Below are 15,120 nucleotides of genomic sequence, written 5' to 3'. Positions count from 1 at the left end.
GCCGGAGGTCGCCAGCAGGCCGAGGCCGGGCGGCGCGGCCCGCATCGCGGGCCGCCTTGATTCTTAAGAGGACTATTCGGCAACTTCCTGCGATCGCCTGTCGCGCCCGGTTCGCTTGCTGAGGATGACGCCGCCGAGGACCAGGACGACACCGGCAAGGATCGCCACGGTGACCGCTTCGTTCAGGACGGCCCAACCGAGGATCACGGCGACGATCGGCAATAGGTACGTGACCACCGACGCGGCCGTTGGTCCTTCGTCCTGGATGATCCGGTAGTTCAGGACGTAGGCGATACCCGTACCGAGGGCACCCAGCACAAGCAGACTTCCCACCGCGTCCCACCGCCACTCGGGTGCATCGAGGCCGGCGAACGGCATCGCCAGGGCGAGCAGGACCGTGGCGGCACCGAGCTGACTCTCGGACAACACGAGCGGGCTGATCCCCCGCCCGGTCAAGTAGCGGCCCATGTAGACGTAGCTGAGACCGTAGCTGGCCGACGCCGCGAGGCAAGCCAGTCCGCCCCAGCTCGCGATTTCGGCAGCGGACTCCCACAGCGAGAAGATGACCCTGGTCAAACTCGTCCTGCCACCGAACCCACCCCCGCTCCGGCCCTCGTCCGGTCCAGCAGCCCTCCCCGCCCTCTGCTCTGGCCCCTCAGGTCGAGCAGTCCGCCCCGGCTCCGGCTCCGGTCGGGCCCGTTCCGGCTCGGGTCGAGGTGGCGCCCGCCGTTGTCGCGCCTCGGCCCGTCCGGCTCCGGTCCCTTCGGTGCCGCTGGCCCCGGTCGCTCCTACCGCGTTCGTCCGTCGTAACGGAACCCCGCTGACCGGGGAGGTGACCCGATGACCGCGGCCCTGACCGCGCTGATCGGATCAAGCCAGCGGGTGCTCGTCATCCCTCGGCGGTCGAACAAGTCGCAGGTCCCGGCGATCGGCCGCGCCGAACTCGGCGAAGTTACGCCGCGCCATCGCCAAGCTCAGGTCCCGGTTAGGTCCGCCCCGCACCCGGTCGGCGTCATGGTCGTCCTGCCCGTCGTCCTCCCAGAAACACACATCGCAGATCTCGTAGCACCCTCGCTCACCCAAAGTGCGGTAACCGCAGCACGGGCAGGCATACGGGCCATCGCCCTGCCGGAAGACATTGACAAACCGTCCCTCATCCACGGCACGAAGGATGCCACCACCGCCGCGAGGGAGGTCACCCAATGACCACCGCCCAAACGCTGCCCGGCCTCGCCCCCGAAACCGTCGCGGCTACGGCCCCTCGTCCTGCGTCGCCGTTCTCATGGCGAGGGTTCGGTGTACGAGCAGCGTCCGGGTATCTGGCTGCCGTGGTCGGCCTCGGGTGGATCGACGGTAAGCGCAGGCGCAAGTACGTCTACGCCAAATCTGAGGCAGAGGCGATCCGCAAGCGCGATGACCTGCGGCGGCGGCATGATCTGGGCGAAAACCTCGCCGCGCAGCCTCGCACTCTTTCCGACTGGTTGGACGAGTGGATGGCGATGAAGGCTCAGGAGGGCCCTCGGGCGTCCACGCTTCGTGGCTACCGCTGGTTGATCGAGAGTCACATCCGACCGGCGCTCGGCAAGGTGGCGCTGAGCAAGCTCACGCCGACGATGATCCGTCGTGTTCTGTCGGCGAAGGCCGACGCAGGTCTCTCGGCCACCACCGTTCGCCACATCCACGGCATGATCCGCAATGTCCTTGGCGACGCGGTGCGCGAGGAGTTGTTGCACCGCAACCCGGCGCTTGCTGTCCGGGCTCCCTCCGTCCGCCAGCAGGAGCGGCGGGCACTTACGGTCGAGGAAGCCCGTCGTTTGATCGGAACAATCCGGGGTGATCGGCTGGAAGCGCTGTGGGTCTGCGCCCTGACCGTCGGTCTGCGGCGCGGCGAGCTGCTCGGGCTGCGCTGGTGTGACGTGGATTTCAGCGCTGGCACCCTCACCGTTCGCCAAACCCTGCTCCGTGCTGGTGGGCAGCTCCACTTCGCCTAACCGAAGACGGAACGCTCACGGCGGACCGTGCCGGTTCCCGAGCACACCATGGCGCTTTTCCGCACTCACCGGCGGCGGCAGGCGGCCGAACGGCTCCAAGCGGGCGAGCGCTGGCAGGACTTTGGTCTGATCTTCGCCTCGACGATCGGCACGCCTATGGAGCCGCGCAACGTCGACCGTGCCTGGCATGCGACTCGGGCTCGCGCGGGCCTGCCCTGGTTGCGGCTGCATGATCTTCGACATGCCTGCGCCACGTTCCTTCTCGCGTCGGGCGCATCTCCCCGTACCGTGATGAAGACCCTCGGCCACAGCCAGATCGCGTTGACGATGAACACGTACGCACACGTCCTGGCCGAGGTCGAGCGGGCGGCTATGGACGCAGCGGCGAAGCGGCTCTTCGGGTGAGCTTGGCTGTACCAATGGCTGTACCGCTAGAAACCGCGAAGGCCCAGTCACAGCAGAGATCTGCTGTGGCCTGGGCCTTCAGTGGTGCGCCGCCAGGGACTCGAACCCCGAACCCGCGCTCGCCCGGTGGAACCGACTCTCCCGCGACCTCGTCCGGGACATTCTCACCCGCCCCCGGCCACCTCGGCCGGCCATCGAACTCAGCGACCGGATGGGCGTCCGATCGGGCGGACCCCGCTGGTAGCTGGGCTCAGATCAGCCGACTCGTGTAGCCGGCGGCTCAAGTCCGACGAGACTGAGCAGGCCGCAGCTGAGATGGTCCGGTCAGCACGGGAGTGGCTATCGCTGGACCTTGCGGACCGCGAGGCCGTGGAGAGGTATCTGGACTACTGGGTGCACGATGTACGCGGCTATGCCAGGCCGACCGGTCCGGGCACTGACTGAGTCACGAGAACTCTGCGTATCTGTCGCAACCCCGCCGGTCGCTCAACCCCGCCGATCTCGGGAAATCAGTTACGACGTTCGCGGAGGCTCGGCCGGGCGGCTGCTGGCGTTGTACGAGTTCTTGGCGGCCACCACGGTCGCCTGGAGGTACTCGGGGTCGACGCCGTGCACGTTGAGTGGCGGGTGCAGACGCCGGACAAGCTCGGCCTCGACAGCCACCGGTTCCGGGTCCTCCGCCCACGTCAGGCGCAGGTGCGCATGCATCCACGCGGTCAGCCGCGCCTCATCCTCGGGGACCAGGACGACACGGTCGGTCCAGGTCGTTCGGAATCCCTCGGATACAAGAAGCCCGGCCAGGGTACGGCGCAGAGTCGAGCTGCCCGAACGCCTGAGATGGTTACGCAGGATTCGCCCCCGCAGGTTGGTCGCCCGCCCTACGTACAGCAGCCGCAACGACGGGACGTTCTCATTCGGCAGCCCTGGGAGGTCGGGAAAGACCGAGGGAGCCGCCCACCATGCGTAGACACCGCTGCCACGGCTGAGCCGCTTGACGGCGACATTGAGCTCGACCGGCACGCCGCAGAGAAGCCGCACGGCCTCCTCGACGCGGTCCTCGTCGCTGGGGATGTCGTTGGGTCGCCGTTCGGGGATTGCCATCGCGCCCATCGTAGTTGCCGGGCGGACCGTGGCCGGGACCCGGCCACCACCGCCGGACACGAAAAAGGCCCTGTCCCGGTGTTAACCACCAGGTCAGGGCCTTGCTCGTTGGTGCGCCGCCAGGGACTCGAACCCCGAACCCGCGGATTAAGAGAAGATCGCGGATCAGGTGGCTAAGCGCCTGGTTAGGCGGTCCGTCGTTGTCGGGCAGTGTCGGCGCCAGCGGGAGGGCTTGGCTGTACGGATGGCTGTACGAGCCAATGCCTTCGACTGCTACCTGCTAGGCGTCTCCTACCGCCCATCCGCGGCGATGCAACTCGTCCAACACCTTGCGGACGCCGACAGCCCAAAAGATCACTGCTTTGTGGTGGCCGTGTGCCACAAACAGGAAGCCATCGGCCAGCACGGGGACCATACGGACGCGGGAGATCGATACGAGGTTCGTCCGGGCGACTCGGAACTCTCCGAAGATGGAGGAGATCACGATGTCCTGCGCTCCAACGCCGAGCCGGGCGAATGGCCATGTTGCCCTGCGATGGAACTGTGGGCGTCCCCACGTCCGGAACGGAGGGTCGACGTAGGCAACGGCGCCGCGAGTCCTGAAGTCCTTCTCAGCCACGCAGCGATCATCGCTGACGCCGACAAACGTCGGCCTCCATACGCTCACGGCTGGGTCCAGGAACTCGCAGCTTGGGAATTGCCGATCTCCGGCAGGCCACGGACTTGGCGGCCTGGTCTCGGCGGTCTTGCGTGACCTCGACTGGCCCCTGTTGTCCTCGCCCAATGGCACGCTAATGGCACGCCGGGTGCTTGCCCCGACCGTCGGCCGGAAGCGATCGCCGACCAACGCCGCCGGATGCCCCTCGGTCTTGCGCTCCGCACAACGGCGGCTCATGATCCCCCTTACGTCGACGGGTTGGAGTGGCAGATGGGCGCCTGGGGCGAGGGCCCTTTTGAGAACGACAGCGCAGCCGACTGGTGCGATGGCCTTCACGATGCCGACCCGTCGGAGCGCCGGGGAATGGTTCGTGCAGCCTTGACAACGGCAGCCCACACCACCGGATACCTCGAATATGACGACGCGGCGGCGGCCATCGCTGCGGCGGCAATCGTTGCGTCTCGGATGCCCGGCGGGCCGCCGATTACCTCCACGTACGCACCCAACTTCTTGCTTGCCGGCGATGCACTTGAGCTGGACGAAGACGTGCCAGAACTCGCCGCGGAAGCTCTCGTCCGGGTTCTGGGAGATCACTCAGAGTGGCGGGAGCTGTGGAGCGAAGCCGGGGCGATGCAGTTCCCGCACCTCGAAGAGCTTCGTGCTGTGCTGCCCACGCCAACCGAGCTTCCCGGTCAGGTCGGCTTGTTCTAGCTCCTCAACGTCCCACCGTCGTCTGGCGGGCTCGCGCTGCCTATGCCGAACCGCGCCGCTTGGCGGATCTCTGAGGAGGGTCGGGGGGTCGGGGCGGAGCCCCGAGGTCTTCAAGCTCCTGGTCGTCCCCAAGCGTGGCCGGCCGGCCCGGCCGATGCCGGCCGGAGGTCGCCAGCAGGCCGAGGATGGGCGGCGCGGCCCGCATCGCTGGCCGCCTCGACGATCGGCACGCCCATAGAGCCGCGCCACGTCGACCGTGCCTGGCATGCGACTCGGGCTCGCGCAGGCCTGCCCTGGTTGCGCTGCATGATCTTCGACATGCCTGCGCCACGTTCCTTCTCGCGTCGGGCGCATCTCCCCGTACCGTGATGAAGACCCTCGGCCACAGCCAGATCGCGTTGACGATGAACACGTACGCACACGTCCTGGCCGAGGTCGAGCGGGCGGCTATGGACGCAGCGGCGAAGCGGATCTTCGGGTGAGCTTGGCTGTACCAATGGCTGTACCGCTAGAAACCGCGAAGGCCCAGTCACAGCAGAAATCTGCTGTGGCCTGGGCCTTCAGTGGTGCGCCGCCAGGGACTCGAACCCCGAACCCGCGGATTAAGAGTCCGCTGCTCTGCCAGTTGAGCTAGCGGCGCTCGTTGGCAACGGAGAGAACATTAGCACGGCCCAGAACGGGAGCTCCAATCACATCCCCGCTCACCCGTTCGGCCGAGCTTTCCCGGCAAAGCACCCACGATGGGAGTAACTGCCCGAGCGGCGGCACCGAACCACACTCCGGATGCGGCACCATGTCCGCGGGGACCGACAGACAGGTGTGGGAATGCGAAAGTTCATCCGGGCTCGGGCGCTGCTGCTTGCCCTTGCTCTGGTCGCGCCGCTGGCGTTGACCGCGTGCGGTGGCGACGACGACGAGAAGGCCACGTTCGTGCCGGCGGCCGCCACTCCGACAGCGAACGCCGCGCCGGCGGAGCCGTTGACGGTGGCCGTGGCGCCGAAGTCCGGCGCGAAGGACCGTCCGGTCAGCACTGAGATCACCGCCAGGGTCGAGGGCGGGGTCGCTCTCAGCGACGTGGTCCTGAAGGCCACGGGCGGCGGCCAGGTCAAGGGCGCGCTGCGCGACGACGGTTCGGCGTGGGTGCCGGCCAAGCCGCTGGCGTACGACACGACGTACACGGCGACGGTGACCGCCACCGCGCCCGACGGCCGGATGGCGACGGCGACCAGTACGTTCCGCACGATGGGCCGGCCGGGGAACGTGATCGGTTCCGGGCTCTACCTCTTCGACGGCAACACCTACGGCGTGGCGATGCCGGTGGTGGTGGAGTTCAGCCCGGGCATCCCCGAGAAGGACCGGGCCAAGGTCGAGAAGCGGATGTTCGTCAGCACCACGCCCTCGCAGCCGGGTGTCTGGCACTGGCTGCCCAACGGCACCCAGGCCTACTACCGGGCGCCGGAGTACTGGAAGCCGGGCACGACGCTCGACGTCCGGCTCGCGCTGGAGGGCATTCCGCTGAGCAACGGCCGGTACGGCAACACCGACCGGACGGCGAAGGCCACCATCGGCAGCCGGCTGGAGATGAAGGTCGACAACGCCACCAAGCAGATGAGGGTCTACGAGGACGGCAAGCTGACCAGGACCTTCCCGGTGAGCCTGGGCAAGCCGAAGACCCCCTCCTCCAGCGGCACGATGGTGATCATGGAGAAGAAGCGGGAGACGACCTTCGACACCCGCACCAACCCGGACCCGGAGAACCGCTACGTCACCGACGTCGAGTACGCCCAGCGCCTCACCTGGGGCGGCGAGTACATCCACGCCGCACCCTGGTCGGAGGGGCAGCAGGGGAACACCAACGTCTCGCACGGCTGCGTGAACCTGGCGACCCGCAACGCGGCCTGGCTCTACGCCCGGACCAAGATCGGCGACCCGATCACGGTCGAGGGGACCGAGGTCAAGCTCACCCACGGCAACGGCTGGAGCGCCTGGAACCTCAGCTGGGAAGAGTTCGTCAAGGGCAGCGCGCTGCCGGTTGACTGAGCAGCACTATTTGTCACCTGGCATCGGCCGGAGGACGATGGGCACCTCGGCACCGAACTGTGAGGGGATCATGGAAGCTAGCCAGAACGGGCTGATGCGCCGCAGGTCGGGACGGTTTTCCACATCGACGCGGCGCGGCGTGACGCTGCTGCTCGCCACGGTCCTGACCTTCACCGCCGCCTGCACGGGGTCCGGCGGCAACGGTGGCGAGACCGGAAGCTGGGAGAAGGGCGAGGACCCACCGAAGGCATCGGTGTCGATCGAGGCGCCGGCCGCCGACGCGACGGACGTCCCCGCCACCGCCGTGATCACCTTCAAGGCCGAGCAGGCCGTGGAGACCGCCGTGGAGGTCACCGACGCCGCCGGCAAGGCGGTCGCGGGGACCGTGGACGAGGCCGGCTCCACCTGGACACCGAAGAAGTCCCTGGCGTACGGCACGACGTACACCGCGACGGTGACCGCCACCGGCGACGACGGCAAGCCCGCCACCGGCACCAGCACCTTCACGGTGATGGACGAGCCGGCGAACAAGGTCGCGGTCAGCAGTTTCCTCGGCGACGACCAGACCGTCGGGGTGGGCATGCCGTTGATCGTGCGGTTCGGCCGGGAGATCCCCGCGGACTACCGCGACGACGTGCAGCAGCGGATGAGCGTGACGGCGAAGCCGGCCCAGGAGGGCATCTGGCACTGGATCAGCGGCACCGAGGTGCACTACCGGCCCAAGGACTTCTGGAAGGCCAACAGCAGCGTCAACTACACGATCAGGGGCGAGGGGCTGCCGGTCGGCGGCGACTGGTACCTGCGCAACGATCTCAGCGTCGACATCAACATCGGCCGCGAGCTGATCATGACGGTGGAGAACAGCAACAAGCGGATGACCGTCACCCGTGACGGCCAGGTCGTCAAGACCATCCCGGTCAGCCTCGGCAAGGCCAAGACCCCTTCCTCCACCGGCACCATGATCGTGATGGAGAAGCTGCGCAAGACGGTCTTCGACACCCTCGAGGAGCTCGGCCCGGAAGAGGGCTACCGCACCAAGATCGACTACGCGCAGCGGCTGACCTGGGGCGGCGAGTTCATCCACGCCGCGCCCTGGTCCGAAGGGCAGCAGGGCCGGGTCAACGTTTCGCACGGCTGCGTCAACGTCTCGATGGCCGACGGCAAGTGGCTCTTCGCACAGACCATGCTCGGCGACCCGATCACCGTCCAGGGCACCGAGCGCAAACTCGCCAACGGCAACGGCTGGACCGACTGGAACATGAGCTGGGACGAGTACGTCAAGGGCAGCGCCCTGCCGTACGAGCCGGCCGGCTGACCGGCAGCCGGGCACCCGGAGCGCGCCGGCCGCAAGGTCCACAAGCAAAGAAGGCAGACACGAAGGAGCCCCCTCGCCGCAGGGGGCTCCTTCGTGTCACACGCCTGTTCTGCACGCCCCGCTCAGCCGGCGGCCTTCCGGACCAGGGCGGTGATGGCTTTCTCGGCCTCTTCCCCGAGCCGGGTCACCGCGTACGAGGTCGGCCAGAGACCGCTCTCGTCATCGAGCTGCGCCTCCGGGGTGAACCCGAAGGTCGAGTAGCGCTCCTTGTCGGTGGCACCGCTGCGGAAGAAGCAGATGACCTTGCCGTCCCTGGCGTACGCGGGCTGGCCGTACCAGAGCTTCGGTGACAGGCCGGGGGCGTTGGCGGTCACGATGGCGTGGATGCGTTCGGCGATGGCCCGATCCGGCTCCGCCATCTTCTCGATCTTCGACAGCACGTCGAGCAGGTCGGCGGCCTGCTTCCTGCCCCGGCCACGACCCGCCTCCTTCTTCAACTCGGCCGCGCGCTCCTTCATCGCGGCCCGCTCCTGCTCGGAGAAGCCCCCGCTGCCGGCGCTCCCGCCCTCCACCTTCACACTCATCGACATCACTCCCTGAACTCGCCTGACCTTGAATTGAGCTGCAACTCACGCTAGGCGGGCCGAGAGCGCGGCGCTTCTCGGTTCCTGACCGATTCGGCATGCAGCGGCAGGTCGCACGATCAGCGGACACCAGCCGGGAAGCGGACACGAGCCGGGAAAAGGAAAGAACCCCCTCCGGGGAGGGGGTTCTTCTCTGGTGGGGTGACTGATGGGAATTGAACCCACGACAACCGGGACCACAACCCGGTGCTCTGCCAACTGAGCTACAGCCACCACGTACACCGTCTCCGGAAGATTGCTCCGGGGCGGCGACGACCAATCATAGCCACACCCCGCCGGGAGGTGTCGAGGGGGTTATGCCGGCGGCTCGACCGGCGGCTCGACCGGCGGTTCGACGGCCGGCGCAGTCAGCTGCGCGGCGACCGCCTTGGCGGTCTCCACGTCCGGGCCGGGCAGCGGCACGAAGATGGTGCGCCGGTAGTACTCCAGCTCCCGGATGCTCTCCCGGATGTCGGCCAGCGCCCGGTGCTCCAGCCCCTTGGCGGGCTGGCCGAAGTACACCCGCGGGTACCAGCGGCGGCAGAGTTCCTTGATCGAGGAGACGTCGACCATCCGGTAGTGCAGGTGCGCGTCCAGGCGCGGCATGTCCCGGGTGATGAAGCCCCGGTCGGTGGCGATGGAGTTGCCGCAGAGCGGCGCCGTGCGCGGGTCCTTCACGTACGTCCTGACGTACTCCAGGACCATGTCCTCGGCCTCGGCGAGGGTGACCGCCGAGCGGCGGACCTCCTCGGTGAGGCCGGACTTGGCGTGCATGGTCCGGACGATCTCCGGCATGCCATCGAGCGCCGCCTCGTCGGCGTGGATGACGACGTCGACGCCGTCGCCGAGGATGTTGAGGTCGGAGTCGGTGACGAGTGCCGCGACCTCGATCAGGGCATCCTTGCCGAGATCCAGGCCGGTCATTTCGCAATCGATCCAGACAAGAAGATCAGCCACCGGCACAGCCTACGCGCCGGCCGTACCCCCGCGCCTGACCCCCACAGGCGGCGGGGACCGTTAGGGTTTCTCCCGTGCCCGCCCTTCCCGCCCTTCCGCGCAACGACGACGAGGACGACCCGGCAGGCGGTACGGTCCGCCGGATCGCGCTCCTGTCCGTCCTGGCGGCGGCCCTGCCTGTGCTCTACCTCCCCGGGCTGGTCCACAACTTCTTCGACCTGAAGATCTACATGTCGGCGATGGACTGGTGGAACAGCGGTCAGCATCTCTACGACTACGCGCAGTCCGACCCGGTGCAGGGCACCCTCTACTTCACCTATCCCCCGCTGACCGCGCTGCTGCTGCGCCCGTTCGGGCTGCTGCCGCTCTGGGCCACCATCGCGCTCTTCAGCGCGCTCAGTGTCGTCGCGGTGGTGGTCACCACCCGGTGGCTGGTGCTGCCGCTGATCCGCCGGCACCGGCTGGACCGGTGGTTCACCCTGACGGTGGCGACCCTGCTGGTCCTGGCGCTGGAGAGCACCCGCGAGACGATCACCTTCGGTCAGATCAACATGCTGCTGGTGGTGCTGATCCTGGCCGATCTGCTCTTCGCCGTGCCGGGCAGGCGGCGCTGGGCGGGTGTCGGGGTGGGGTTGGCGACGGCGCTGAAGCTCTTCCCGGGCATCTTCATCGTCTATCTGCTGGTCGCGCGCCGCTGGCGGGCGGCGAGCGTCGCCTCGGCGACCGCGGCGGTGGCGACGCTGGTGGCTGCCGCGTTCGCGCCGCAGGCGTCGTGGCGGTTCTGGACCCACGAACTCTGGGCCACCGACCGGGTGGGGCGGCTCGACTACACCGGCAACCAGTCGCTGCAGGGCATGCTGAGCCGGCTCGCGGTGCCACAGGAGCCCGCCGCGCTGCTCTGGCCGGCGCTCGCCGCGCTCGTCGTCGCGTACGGGATGTGGCGCGCGGGCCGGGCCGCGCGCGCCCGGGACTGGACCGCCGGGCTGGCGCTGGCCGGCCTGGTGGGGGCGTTGATCAGCCCGATCACCTGGACCCACCACGTCTACTGGTTCGTCCCGGCGCTGGTGGTGCTCGTCGACGCCGGGCTGCGCGCCCGCGCCACCCCGGGCCGTTCCCGGCGCGGGGCGTGGCTGCTGGCATTCGCCGCCGGGATCTACCTGCCGATCACCTACGGCGTGGTGTCCTTCCAGAAATGGGGGGTGGCGCCGGAACCGACCGACTCGCCGGGCGAGTTCCTGGTCCGCAACATGTACGTGCTGCTGGCGCTCCTGCTGCTGGTGGTGCTGCCGATCCGTCCCGCCGACCGGGAGCCGCAGCCGGAACCGGAGCCGCCGGCATCGCCGGAAGTTGCACCAAAAGGACAGACATCACCGGATCGGCTACAAAGCCGCTAAATTGTCCTCAGTACCATGAAACACCCTCCACCGGTCCCCCGGTGCAGATGTGGCCCTCCGCGACGGCAGCGCGGAGGGCCACATCAGTTCGGCGACGACGACGCGCCGCCGGCATCCGCTCGGCGGCGACTAGGCGCCGCCGGCGTTCTCTCAGACCCGCCGGGTACGGGCGAAGGCGGCGCCGCCCAACGCCAGACCACCGAGACCGGCGACCAGGCCGGCGATACCCAGCGCCAGCGCCGCGCCGGAGCCCTCCGACTCGTCGTCATCGTCGTCGTCCCGAGCCTCGGCACCGTGCCCCGCCGAACCCCCCGCGGCCAGCGTCAGCACCGGCGCCGGGTGCGCCGGCTCCTCGCCACCGGCGACCGGCTCCTCGATCCAGCGCACCACCGTGCCGTCGGAGTACGTCTGCAACGACTTGAAGACCATCGTCTCCACCTGCGGCAGCGGCCCCAGGGAGACCGGGAACTCCTGGAACTGACCGGCCTTGATGGCGTTCTCCTCGCCGTCCGCCGTCCAGGTGATCTTCGACGGGACCTCGGTGACCGGGGTGCCGTGCACCTCCACCGGAGTGTCGAGCGTGCGCTTCTCCACCGCCACGGTCCAGCCCGCCACCGGCATCGTGCTCACCGAGCCGACCGGCGCGTTCTCCGGCAGCACCACCTCGACCTTGACGGTGGAGGCGGTGTCGCTCTCGTTCGGCACCCGGAACGCGAACCGGCCGTACCCGCCCTGGGTCGCCTCGTTCGGGTTCACCGAGACATGGGCGGAGGCCGGCGCGGCGACGCCGAACACCGCGAAACCGACCGCCAGCGTGACCGCGGACAGCGCGGCACGTCGGAAGCGAATCATCTGACTACCTACCCTCACCTGATCGGCACGGTGGCGAGCACCGTTGCCTGGTCGATCTCGGAAATTCGGACTGTGAAGCGCAGCTCCCAGTCGCCGGCGGCCGGCAAGTTGATCTCACCGGTGACGTGGTTGTCCGTCAAGGGCAGCAACGGCACCTCGATCGGCTCCACCCCCGCCGACGGCAGCGCCGCGGTGACCCGCCACTCCACCACCGGCAACGGCCTGTTGTCGAGTGTGTACGCGTAGGCGTGCACCGAGTTGTTGCCCCGCCGGGCCGGGTCGACCTGCACCTGGAGGCTGTAGATGGAACTGGTCAGCGTGCTGTTGTAGTAGTCCGCGCCGCCCCGGCCGGCCACGTCCGCCCCGGCGTTGCGCGCCGGTGTGGTCTGCACCAGCACCGATGACAGCGCCAGCACCACCGCCGCCACCCCCAGCTCGACCCAGATCGCCCGGCGCAGGCCTGTCGGCTCCCGCTCGGCCGTGCGCCGTTCGACCAGCCGGCGCGAGTAGACAGCCACCCCCAGCACCAGCGCGAACAGCCCGGCCTTGGCCAGCAGCAGCCGCCCGTATCCGGTCGAGACCAGCGCCGCCGGCGTGCCGACCTCAATCAGCGCCGAGACGATCCCGGCCAGCAGCAGGGCCGAGACCGACAGCGCCGCCCAGCGCGACCAGATCGGCAGGATCGCGGCGAGTTCCCGCTCGTTGGCCCGGCGCAGCAGGAAGGCGGCGACCATCACGAGTCCGCCGAGCCAGACCGCCATCGCGCCCAGGTGCACCGCGTCGACCGGCACCGACACCGCCGGCACCGGCGAGGCCGCCGGGTGCCCGGCGATCGGCCAGGTCAGCAGCGCCGCGCCGCCGAGCAGCGCCAGGATCAGCCGGTCACTGCCACCGGCGACTCCGGCCGCGACCGGACGCAGCAGGAACAGCCCCGCCAGCAGCAGCCCGAGCCGGGCCAGGTGCGCCGCGCCGAAAGTGCTGCCGAGCACGTCGCCCAGACCGGTACCGGTGACGGCGAGCAGGCCACCGCCGTTGACGTACGGCACCTGTAGCCAGATCCCGGCCAGGGTGCTCAGCATCACCAGGCCCCACCCGGCCCAGAGCACCCGCGCGGCGCCTCGGCGCGGCAGCCGCCCCGGCCAGAGCCGGGCGAGCACCAGCGCCGCGCCGGTCAGCAGGAGCAGGCCCACGTACCCGATGTACTTCGCCACCGAGATGGCGCCGTCGACGACCGGGTTCACCCGCCCGTCGGCCCCGTCGTCGACCGGCGGCGCGGACGGCACCACCACCGAATAGGTGTAGCCGCCGGCGACCGGATGGCTGTCGGCGGAGACCACCCGGTAACTGACCAGGTAGGTGCCGCGCCCCGCGCCCGGGTCGACCGGGATCCGCACCAGGGTGTTCTCGAAGACCGGCTCACCGCGATCGGCCCGGCTGCCGTCCGGGGCGATCACCCGGACCTTGTCCGGGATCCGGCTCACCGGCTCACTGAAGGTCAGCACCACCTCCGACGGCGCCGAGGAGAGCACCGATTCCGGCACCGGGCTGCTGCTGACCAGCACGGCGTGCGCCTGCGCCGGGGCCGCCGGGAGCACCAGCAGGGCCAGGGTCAGGCAGAGCAGGCCGAACCCGGCGCCGAGCCGGGAAATCAACCGGGAGGTCGCAACCATCATGTGCCCATGCTCGCCGAAGCCCTTGACGCGGCAATGACCGGGTTCACCCGCGGCCACCCGCCGTCACCGTCGACAGCACCGGACCCGCCGGACGGCTGGTGCGCCCCAGCGCCCAGAGCAGACCCGCCTGCACGATCGCCGAGAGGTGCCCGAGCTCGTGCACCAGCGCCGTGGTCGAGTTGGCGATGTCCACCACGCTGGTGAGCCCGAGACAGAGCGCCAGCACCAGCGCCACCGGCACGAACGCCTGCGCCCGCTCCGGCCGGTACGCGGCCAGCACGAACCCCACCGCCAGCGCCACGTCGAAGGAGGCCATCTCGCGGCTTGCATGCGGATCGGCGCCGATGCCGAAACCGGCCAGCAGCACCGGCAGCGCCACCGCCAGCTGGCCGAGCGCCGCCACCGCCACCGCGATCTGCAGTACCCGCTGCCGGGCCCGCAGCCGCTCGGCGTGACGTACCGCGGCCGGGGCCGGGGCGTCGGCGGCCACCGCCGCGAGCACCCGCGCGGTCAGGTCCGGCACCCGCACCGGCTGCACCCGCACCATCCGGGTGAGGCGTTCGGCGCGCGCCAGCCAGTCCCGGCAGCCGGCGCAGTCACCGGTGTGGGCCTCCAACGCCGCCGCCGGCGCCTGCGGGTCCTCCCCGTCCATCCGCGCCGACAGCGCCACGCGTACGTCGTCACATGTCATGAAGGAATAGTCGTCCCGGCACCCCGTCCGGTTCCACGAGTGGCCCACGACATGGAAGGGCCGAAGGACCCTGCCCCTGCCGGGCCCGCCGCGTACCTTTGGTGGCGTGATCCCCGTCCCACGTGTCACCGGGCCGGCCGGGGCGACGCTGCCCGCAGCCGGTGACGATGCCGCCCGCCCCGACGGCGGCGATCCGACCGCCTGGGCGCTCGCCGCACGCGACGGTGATCCCATCGCCCAGGCCGCCCTGGTCCGCGGCACCCAGGCCGAGGTGTGGCGCTTCACCGCCGCCCTCGTCGACGCCGAGAGCGCCGACGACCTCACCCAGGAGACGTACCTGCGGGCCTTCCGGGCGCTGCCGGGCTTCGAGGGGCGCTCCAGCGTCCGGACCTGGCTGCTCGGCATCGCCCGGCGGGTCTGCGCCGACCACCTGCGCGTCGTCATGCGCCGCAGGCGGCTGACCGCCCGGCTGGTCGCCCAGCGCACAGACGCGGTGCACCCCGACCCGGCCGGCCACTTCGACGCCGCCGAACTGCTCGGGCGCCTGAGCGCCGAACGACGCGAGGCGTTCGTGCTGACCCAGGTCCTCGGCCTCTCCTACGCCGAGGCCGCCGAGGCCGGCGGCGTGCCGATCGGCACCATCCGCTCCCGGGTGGCCCGCGCCCGCGCCGAACTCGTCGACGCCTACGGCCAGACCGAGCAGAGTTGA

At 69.7% G+C, this 15,120-nt stretch carries 16 protein-coding genes and 2 tRNA genes; 8 read left to right on the top strand and 10 right to left on the bottom strand.

The features are described from left to right. Nucleotides 1-72: 72 nt before the first annotated feature. Together ACK8GG_RS05140 and ACK8GG_RS05135 are read right to left on the bottom strand one after the other, a co-directional pair. On the bottom strand, nt 73-576 hold the full coding sequence (locus tag ACK8GG_RS05140) for a DMT family transporter (RefSeq protein ID WP_440355664.1): 504 nt from the start codon (nt 574-576) through the stop codon (nt 73-75). Between the two features lie 294 nt (nt 577-870). Then, entirely contained in the window at nt 871-1,161 is a 291-nt protein-coding gene (locus ACK8GG_RS05135) for a CPCC family cysteine-rich protein (protein WP_440349837.1), read from the bottom strand. 41 nt (nt 1,162-1,202) lie between these two features. Here ACK8GG_RS05135 and ACK8GG_RS05130 point away from each other — a divergent pair, with 41 nt between their 5' ends. Further along, complete coding sequence (locus ACK8GG_RS05130) at nt 1,203-1,991, top strand: site-specific integrase (protein ID WP_440349836.1); 789 nt, start codon at nt 1,203-1,205, stop codon at nt 1,989-1,991. 27 nt (nt 1,992-2,018) lie between these two features. After that, nucleotides 2,019-2,396, top strand: a complete 378-nt coding sequence (locus ACK8GG_RS05125; RefSeq protein WP_440353915.1) for a tyrosine-type recombinase/integrase — start codon at nt 2,019-2,021, stop codon at nt 2,394-2,396. 513 nt (nt 2,397-2,909) lie between these two features. Here ACK8GG_RS05125 and ACK8GG_RS05120 read toward each other — a convergent pair. Next, a complete protein-coding gene (locus tag ACK8GG_RS05120) occupies nt 2,910-3,497 on the bottom strand; it encodes a GIY-YIG nuclease family protein (protein ID WP_440355663.1) in 588 nt (195 codons plus the stop codon). Nucleotides 3,498-4,425: 928 nt separating this feature from the next. Between ACK8GG_RS05120 and ACK8GG_RS05115 the strand changes: the two genes are divergently transcribed. After that, nucleotides 4,426-4,866 (top strand): DUF4259 domain-containing protein, encoded by a 441-nt coding sequence (locus ACK8GG_RS05115; protein WP_440355662.1) that lies wholly within the window; start codon nt 4,426-4,428, stop codon nt 4,864-4,866. Between the two features lie 185 nt (nt 4,867-5,051). Beyond that, nucleotides 5,052-5,348 (top strand): tyrosine-type recombinase/integrase, encoded by a 297-nt coding sequence (locus ACK8GG_RS05110; RefSeq protein WP_440355661.1) that lies wholly within the window; start codon nt 5,052-5,054, stop codon nt 5,346-5,348. Between the two features lie 82 nt (nt 5,349-5,430). Here ACK8GG_RS05110 and ACK8GG_RS05105 read toward each other — a convergent pair. Then, a tRNA-Lys gene (locus ACK8GG_RS05105) sits at nt 5,431-5,506 on the bottom strand. Between the two features lie 185 nt (nt 5,507-5,691). Here ACK8GG_RS05105 and ACK8GG_RS05100 point away from each other — a divergent pair. Further along, nucleotides 5,692-6,906, top strand: coding sequence for a L,D-transpeptidase (locus ACK8GG_RS05100; RefSeq protein ID WP_440355660.1), 1,215 nt, complete (start codon nt 5,692-5,694; stop codon nt 6,904-6,906). 94 nt (nt 6,907-7,000) lie between these two features. Continuing rightward, complete coding sequence (locus ACK8GG_RS05095; protein WP_440355688.1) at nt 7,001-8,221, top strand: L,D-transpeptidase; 1,221 nt, start codon at nt 7,001-7,003, stop codon at nt 8,219-8,221. A 122-nt stretch (nt 8,222-8,343) separates the two neighbouring features. Here ACK8GG_RS05095 and ACK8GG_RS05090 read toward each other — a convergent pair whose 3' ends face one another. The 3 genes from ACK8GG_RS05090 to orn form a co-directional block, all read right to left on the bottom strand. Beyond that, nucleotides 8,344-8,811, bottom strand: coding sequence for a DUF1801 domain-containing protein (locus ACK8GG_RS05090; RefSeq protein ID WP_440347980.1), 468 nt, complete (start codon nt 8,809-8,811; stop codon nt 8,344-8,346). A gap of 191 nt (nt 8,812-9,002) precedes the next feature. Continuing rightward, nucleotides 9,003-9,078, bottom strand: a tRNA-His gene (locus tag ACK8GG_RS05085). A gap of 81 nt (nt 9,079-9,159) precedes the next feature. Then, nucleotides 9,160-9,807: an oligoribonuclease gene (gene orn, locus ACK8GG_RS05080; protein ID WP_440355659.1), complete on the bottom strand. Its 648-nt coding sequence runs from the start codon at nt 9,805-9,807 to the stop codon at nt 9,160-9,162. A gap of 68 nt (nt 9,808-9,875) precedes the next feature. On the opposite strand from orn, the gene ACK8GG_RS05075 reads away from it, so the two are divergent. Then, nucleotides 9,876-11,195, top strand: coding sequence for a glycosyltransferase family 87 protein (locus ACK8GG_RS05075; RefSeq protein ID WP_440353920.1), 1,320 nt, complete (start codon nt 9,876-9,878; stop codon nt 11,193-11,195). 150 nt (nt 11,196-11,345) lie between these two features. Here ACK8GG_RS05075 and ACK8GG_RS05070 read toward each other — a convergent pair whose 3' ends face one another. From ACK8GG_RS05070 to ACK8GG_RS05060, 3 genes are read right to left on the bottom strand one after another with little or no spacing between them, the layout of a single operon-like run. Next, complete coding sequence (locus ACK8GG_RS05070) at nt 11,346-12,047, bottom strand: YcnI family copper-binding membrane protein (RefSeq protein WP_440353921.1); 702 nt, start codon at nt 12,045-12,047, stop codon at nt 11,346-11,348. Between the two features lie 14 nt (nt 12,048-12,061). Beyond that, a complete protein-coding gene (locus ACK8GG_RS05065; RefSeq protein ID WP_440355658.1) occupies nt 12,062-13,720 on the bottom strand; it encodes a copper resistance CopC/CopD family protein in 1,659 nt (552 codons plus the stop codon). 43 nt (nt 13,721-13,763) lie between these two features. Continuing rightward, nucleotides 13,764-14,411 carry a zf-HC2 domain-containing protein gene (locus ACK8GG_RS05060; protein ID WP_440355657.1) on the bottom strand — a complete coding sequence of 216 codons (648 nt, stop codon included), beginning with the start codon at nt 14,409-14,411 and terminating at the stop codon, nt 13,764-13,766. 106 nt (nt 14,412-14,517) lie between these two features. On the opposite strand from ACK8GG_RS05060, the gene ACK8GG_RS05055 reads away from it, so the two are divergent. Then, nucleotides 14,518-15,120 carry a sigma-70 family RNA polymerase sigma factor gene (locus tag ACK8GG_RS05055; RefSeq protein WP_440355656.1) on the top strand — a complete coding sequence of 201 codons (603 nt, stop codon included), beginning with the start codon at nt 14,518-14,520 and terminating at the stop codon, nt 15,118-15,120.

Source organism: Melissospora conviva (assembly GCF_049523535.1).
GTDB classification, from domain to species: Bacteria; Actinomycetota; Actinomycetes; order Mycobacteriales; family Micromonosporaceae; genus Melissospora; species Melissospora conviva.
The sequence above is the reverse complement of the archived record's forward strand: the minus strand, read 5'-3'. Positions and strand labels throughout refer to the sequence as shown.